The organism is Candidatus Thorarchaeota archaeon, assembly GCA_013388835.1.
Classification (GTDB): domain Archaea; phylum Asgardarchaeota; class Thorarchaeia; order Thorarchaeales; family Thorarchaeaceae; genus JACAEL01.
In genome coordinates, this window is the sequence record JACAEL010000031.1 from 1 (window position 1) to 5,104 (window position 5,104).

5 protein-coding genes are annotated in these 5,104 nt (G+C 54.0%); all 5 read left to right on the forward strand.

Going from position 1 to position 5,104, the window contains the following annotated elements; genetic code table 11:
* Positions 1-1,266: Ni/Fe hydrogenase subunit alpha (locus HXY34_06170; protein ID NWF95709.1), on the forward strand; the 1,266-nt coding region annotated here is incomplete at its 5' end.
* A gap of 489 nt (positions 1,267-1,755) precedes the next feature.
* Positions 1,756-2,466, forward strand: coding sequence for a hypothetical protein (locus tag HXY34_06175; protein ID NWF95710.1), 711 nt, complete (start codon positions 1,756-1,758; stop codon positions 2,464-2,466).
* Between the two features lie 30 nt (positions 2,467-2,496).
* On the forward strand, positions 2,497-3,006 hold the full coding sequence (locus HXY34_06180; protein NWF95711.1) for a GTP-binding protein: 510 nt from the start codon (positions 2,497-2,499) through the stop codon (positions 3,004-3,006).
* A 65-nt stretch (positions 3,007-3,071) separates the two neighbouring features.
* Positions 3,072-3,902 carry a hypothetical protein gene (locus HXY34_06185; GenBank protein ID NWF95712.1) on the forward strand — a complete coding sequence of 277 codons (831 nt, stop codon included), beginning with the start codon at positions 3,072-3,074 and terminating at the stop codon, positions 3,900-3,902.
* A 51-nt stretch (positions 3,903-3,953) separates the two neighbouring features.
* On the forward strand, positions 3,954-5,104 hold a 1,151-nt coding region (locus HXY34_06190), incomplete at its 3' end, for a hypothetical protein (GenBank protein ID NWF95713.1).

The following is a 5,104-nucleotide window of genomic DNA, read 5'->3' on the forward strand; positions in this document are numbered from 1 at the left end:
CACGGCTCGCTCACCATCAAGTTGGGACCCGGCAACAAGGTTCAAGACGTCCAGTTCCATGTGAACTCGACGAGGTTCTTTGAGAAGTTCCTTGAGGGCAGGCCGATGGAGGAGGCTCCGCGGATAGCCCCACGGATATGTGGCATCTGTCCGATACCGCACCATCTTGCCAGTGTGAAGGCTGTCGAGGCGGCATGGGGTGTCACTCCTCCGCCTGCGGCTGTGAAACTGCGCAGACTGCTCATCGAGGCCAAGCAGTTGTCCTCTCATGCCATCCACTTCTATGCCCTTGCAGCACCCGACTTTGTGTTCGGGCCCTTTGCAGACCCCTCCGTCAGGAACGTCGCCGCGGTATTGAAACACCTCCCCGGTGTGGCTGTGCAGGCCATCAAGCTGATGGAGTTCGGGCAGGAGTTGTGCAGGGACATTGGTGCAAAGGCGGTGCATCCGGTGACCGGCATCCCGGGAGGTATGCTGTCGCCCTTCTCCGAGGAGGACAGGGACAAGTGGCTCAAGGCGGTACCTGAGATGCTGGAGAACATCCAGAAGACGGTGGACCTTGCAAAGACTGTGGTGAACGCCTACATCGATGTGATAACGAAGGTGGCGGTCACGCCGACCTACTACATCGGACTGACAGACAAGGGCGTCCTCGACATCTATGACGGCACTGTGAGAGTGATGAGCCCTGAGGGCAAGGTCGTCGCCGAGTTTGAACCGAAGGACTACACGCAGTTCTACGGAGAGCACGTCCCGGACCACTCGTATGCCACACACATCTACTACAAGCCTGCGGGCTATCCGGCGGGCATATGGAGAGCCAACTGTCTGGCCAGATGCAACGTGGCTGACAGGATGGCCACACCAATGGCACAGGCAGCACTCGAAGAGATGCGACAGCTGATCGGACGACCCTCACATCACACATTTGCATATCACTATGCTCGTGTGGTGGAGATGGTCCAGGCTGCCGAGTGGATCAAGAAGTTACTGGAGGACCCTGACATCGTCAGCACGGATGTGAAGCTGAGCGATGTCGAGCCCAGAGCCGGTGACGGCGTGGGCATTGTGGAGGCTCCCAGAGGCACGCTTCTGCACAACTACGAGAGCGACGACAAGGGCATGATAGTGAGGGCCAACCTTGTGGTTGCGACCAACAACAACATCGCTGGGATAGAGAAGTCCCTGATGGATGCGGCCCGACTCATCTTTGAGAAGGACGGTCTCAAGGGCCTCAAACTCCCCGAGCCACTAGTCAAGACATAGTAGTACAGCATGGTGAATATGATGACAGACGAAATACCTGAAGGCCTGCTCAACCTCCTCGAGATGGTTGTGCGGTGCTACGACTGCTGACTCTCATGCGGTGCCCACCTCGTCATAGTGGATGAGGAGGACCGCGTGATTGTCGAGAGGGAGCTTGTGACCGGCGGCGAATGAAGGCGCGGCCCAAAACACTGGCCTGCGCTGGACAACCCCGCAAGGGCTGCCGGTGAAGCTCTTCTCTCCTCTTTTCTTTGCTTGCGGCCTGTGTGTAGGTTTCTGATAGTGCGCAGCAGTCAACCTAACCACATCGTCCGCAAGCAGTCTACCTTGCGTTCAGTGTCAATCACGCATCTTGTGCTGAGCGCATGTCCAGTATGGGGACTCAGTGAGCTGGAATGCACCCTGATACGTATCAGTATGTCATAAATGGAGGTATTGCATAGGTAATCCTCAGTGGACTGGAGTTCCACATGCGGTCAGGTGATGATATTGGCTTTCGGTCTGATAAACTACGGTTTCGCGATTGTGCTGCTCTGTGCACTTGCTTGTCTTGCTGCACTGTTGAGGAGATACATCATGCAGCGCAACAATCTGACACTAGTGTTCTCAGTGTTCATGACAGGATACGCGACCACTGCAGCAACCTACACTTTCAGAGGGTTCTACAGTGTTGGAGAGCCCATGGAACTGCTGCTCTGGATAATCCAGAACTACATGTACATCGTAATGGTCGTTCCACTGGCCCTCTTCCTGATTTATCCTCTCTTGCAACAGAGAAAGGGTCAGAAGTCGTACTGGAGCGTCATGGGGCTTGTCGTTGTGATACTCATTGTCGCAGTGTTCAATGCACTGATGATCCAGCTCTCAGCCATCGAGTACACGTACACGGACAACTATGGTCTTCCGCATTACGCCCTGGAGTTTCCAGTTGGCTCCGGGAGTCACCTAGTGTACTATCTGACACTCATTCTTGATGTGGCAGTGTCTACCATCTCTCTTGTCCTACTAGCAATCAGCTACAAGAGGGAGGCCGATCCGTTCTACAAGCGCAAGTCCCTGCTCTTGGTGGTCGGCTGGACGATTGCAACATATGGTCAGCTGCTCCTGCTCGGCCCTTCACTTGCAATCTTCAATCCCTTCACCAGTGTGGCGGCTGCTCTGCTAGTGGCGGCAGGTGTCCTGATGTCAAAGAAGGCCTAGATCTGTTAGATAGTCGTCTGAGGTGAGGTCATGTCCCCTGCTGTCGTGAAGGTTGCAATGGTGGGTTCCGGCGGCGCAGGCAAGACGACAATTGCATCGAGACTGGTCACTGGTCAGTTTGTAGAGACCATGATGACAATCGGTGTCAGCATCCAGACGTGGTCTATTGAGAGCGAGGCACATGACAGCAAGGTCGTTGCGTGCGTGTTTGATCTGGGTGGTCAGCAGCAATTCAGGTTCTTCCAGTCCTCCCTACTGATAGGCACTCAGGTGGTCCTGATTGTTGTTGACCTCACCCGTTTTTCGTCACTAATGGAAGTTGACAACTGGATACCCATGATTCTACATGTTCCTCGGGAGCGTTGGATCATTGTTGCAAACAAGGCAGACGAGGAGTGTGGGGTGAAGGAAGAAGACATCAGGGAGAAGGCTCAGGAGCTGGGCGTGCCATACGTGATAGTAAGCGCGAAGACTGGACAGGGATTCGATGCATTAGCGGCTATGGCAACCAAGATAATCCTCTCGTCAGTAGACCAATGAGAACGGAAGATTGTTTAGTTGGAAACGCATTACTCTAGGATGTACAGATTGCCGAGGGTGTTAGATTGGCAGAAAAGTCATCCCGTCAAGCGCTGGTGTTCTGTGAGAGATGCCAGCAGAACATCACACTCACGGTCACTGATGATGACCTGAAGCGTAGCCAGGGTGGCATCTTCACTCTTCTGTCGGTTCATGGCGATCCTCAACATGCCCTTGTGGCTTACATAGACTCCCGCCTCATGGTTCGTGATGTTGAGTACCCCGCATCATTGCATATCCGAGCCGACTTTGCTCCTCAGCCTGCCAGGACACAGGCCGGAGAAGGGGCCATCGCACTCACATCTCTGGTCGATGCATTCGGGCCAAAGCGGAAGGATGGGATGAAGGCATTGGCTCATTGTGTGGCGCAGCTCATCCTAGGTAACACGGTTGTGCTCGTTCACGATGACAAGGTTGTGGGATCTTCTGTGCAGGTGACTCTAAAGGGTCTGCTGGGTGGACAGAATGTCAGTCTTCGACTCATCGCTCACAGTGAAGTTGCGGGTCAAGATCTTGCGGGTGCATGTGTCTTCGACCTCCAACAGGTACGCATGATGCAGTCCGGTCGAGTGCTCGACGCAAAGCACTTTGAACAGCTTATCAAAGAGGCTCTTGAAGAGGACAATGGACTCTTCAGGCTCAGGAACAACCTGAGTAAGGTCTTCTATTCCTATGGGCAACTGAAAGAGATCATGCCTCGAGTGCGCGACAAGATACTGGACACCGCTCTGGCCAAAGAGATATCGATTGAGCTCTCTCTCATACCTCTTCTGCTTGAGATGGCGGAGAGTCAGGGCTATGACTTCAAGCGCAGAGTGGAGAAAGACGCTCTGGCACACGCGATTCGCAGCATATGACATCAGCCGACCAAAGGCTATTATACTCGCAAGAGGACGTATTCTGACAAGATGAAACTTGAGAGGATTAGGACTCTTGCCAGTCTAGTGGTGTCCCTCACCTTCATGGCACTCCTCTTGGTCACCGGAGCCGCTGTACTGTCAGGTGACGCATGGATTGTGCTAGACGCCCCTGCATTCAATGTGTATCTCTGGGTTGTTGTCTGTTTCACGGTCGTCGTGTCCGGTATAGCCTTCACATACTCTTTCTTCTACTACGGCCAGATGCACAATCTGAGGAGTCTGGTGCTTCTCTTTCTGGCACTGGACCTCTGCCTCCTGGTACTGCTCTATGGACTCACGCATCCAGTCATGGAGATATGGGGCTACACATTCGCAGGCAGGAACGAGAACAGGTCCATGGTCGCACTCATGGGCCTCGTTGTGGCTCCGGGCGTCCTGCTCTACTCCTTCGCCGGTGATGCAGAGCCCGTGCCTCGAAACAAGGTGCTATACTCGCTGTTCGGCGGACTGGTGATTCCGCTTCTAGCGGTCCTATCATTCTTCACTCCCGGCGGTCTGCTGAAGACCACCGAGGAGATAGGTGGCGTTCAGGGACTGACCCCTGCCGGTTGGTTCATCGCCGTATCCTTCCCTTTGGCTAACGCCATCTCGTTGTTCATGCTCTTGAGAGAACACAGATCCTTCCCGGACCATGTGGTGTCGGCACTGATACATGCGATAGTCCTGTGGTCGGTCGCCTCCGTCATCTTTACGTTTCTGTGGAATCCTCTCCAGATAGCAGAGCTTCTATACCTCTCCTGCATCGCAGGTGGGTTGTGTCTAATCGATGTTGCCATGATAATCGGTACCGTACTTGAGCCGTTCAGGACTCTGGAAGTCGAGGTCACGAAGAGGTCTGCAGAACTGGACTTGTCCAGACAGGAGAGCGATTTCCTGCTCTCGTGCTGGGCTCACAAGGTGGGAAACCTGCTTCAGGGAATCGTGACACATCTTGAACTGTTCTCAATGGCAAGGGAATCGAATCAGGACTTGCTTGCGTCACAGGCACAGGCATCCGAACTGGCCCGTCAGACAACTGCCATCAACCGGCAGGTCCTCTGGATAAGTGAAGCGAAGGCCAACAGATTCGCAACGCATACTAGTGTTCCTGTTCGCCCCAATCTACTTCGTGCATATGAAGTCGTGTCACAGATGTACGG

Coding starts and splice junctions, on each gene's coding strand:
- HXY34_06180 (NWF95711.1), top strand. CDS start 2,497: ATGTCCCCTGCTGTCGTGAAGGTTGCAATGGTGGGTTCCGGCGGCGCA.